The sequence below is a fragment of the Streptomyces sp. PT12 genome, from assembly GCF_003311645.1.
In the GTDB taxonomy this organism is placed as follows: Bacteria; Actinomycetota; Actinomycetes; order Streptomycetales; family Streptomycetaceae; genus Streptomyces.
The window spans coordinates 1-1,003 of the sequence record NZ_QEST01000098.1; the positions used below are offsets into that span (position 1 = coordinate 1).

The 1,003-nt window shown below is 62.2% G+C and carries 1 protein-coding gene; it reads right to left on the reverse strand.

What is annotated here, in order from left to right:
• Positions 1-1,003: acyltransferase domain-containing protein (locus tag DEH69_RS11995; RefSeq protein ID WP_113686937.1), on the reverse strand; the 1,003-nt coding region annotated here is incomplete at both ends.

Here is a 1,003-nt window from a genome sequence, read left to right on the forward strand (position 1 = left end):
CTCGGGCCAGTAGCGCTGGCGCTGGAACGGGTAGGTCGGCAGGTCGACATGGCGACCCTCGATACCCCAGTCAACCGGAACGCCATGAACAAACGCCTCACCCAGCGACAGCAAAAGGCGCTCCATACCACCATCACCACGGCGCAGAGTGCCAAGAACAACCGCGTCGGTCTCCTCAACCGTCTCACGCAACGCAATACCGAGCACCGGATGCGCGGAAACCTCAACAAACACCCCAAAGCCATCCGCCAGCAGCGCGCGAGTAGCCCTCTCAAACCGCACCGTATTACGCAGATTCTCATACCAATACGCCGCATCAAGACCCGACGCGTCAAACTCCCCACCCGTCAAAGCCGAATAGAACGGGACAACCCCCGCACACGGACTGACCGGCGCCAAAACCTCAAGAATCTCCTCCCGCAACGACTCCACATGCGCCGAATGCGACGAATAATCCACACTGATCCGACGGGAACGCTCCACCGTAGCAAGAACCCTCTCAAGCCCCTCCGGATCACCCGACACCACAACAGAACGGGGACCATTAACCGCCGCGACCGACACACCCTCGGGAAGAACCACCTCACCCACCGGCAGCGGAACAGAAACCATCCCACCCCTCCCCGCCAACGCCACAAGAGACCTCGACCGCAACGCCACCACCCGCGCACCATCCTCAAGCGACAGCGCACCCGACACCACAGCCGCCGCAATCTCACCCTGCGAATGCCCCACCACCGCAGCAGGCTCCACACCATACGAACGCCACACCGCCGCAAGCGACACCATCACCGCCCACAACACCGGCTGCACCACATCAACACGCCCAAGCAGCGACTCATCATCCAGCGCCGCCTCAAACTCCCAATCCACAAACGGCCCCAACGCCTCACCACAGGCCACCATCGACTCACGAAACACCGAAGACACACCCCACAACCCCGACGCCATCCCCACCCACTGCGAACCCTGCCCCGGAAACACAAACACCGCACGACCACGA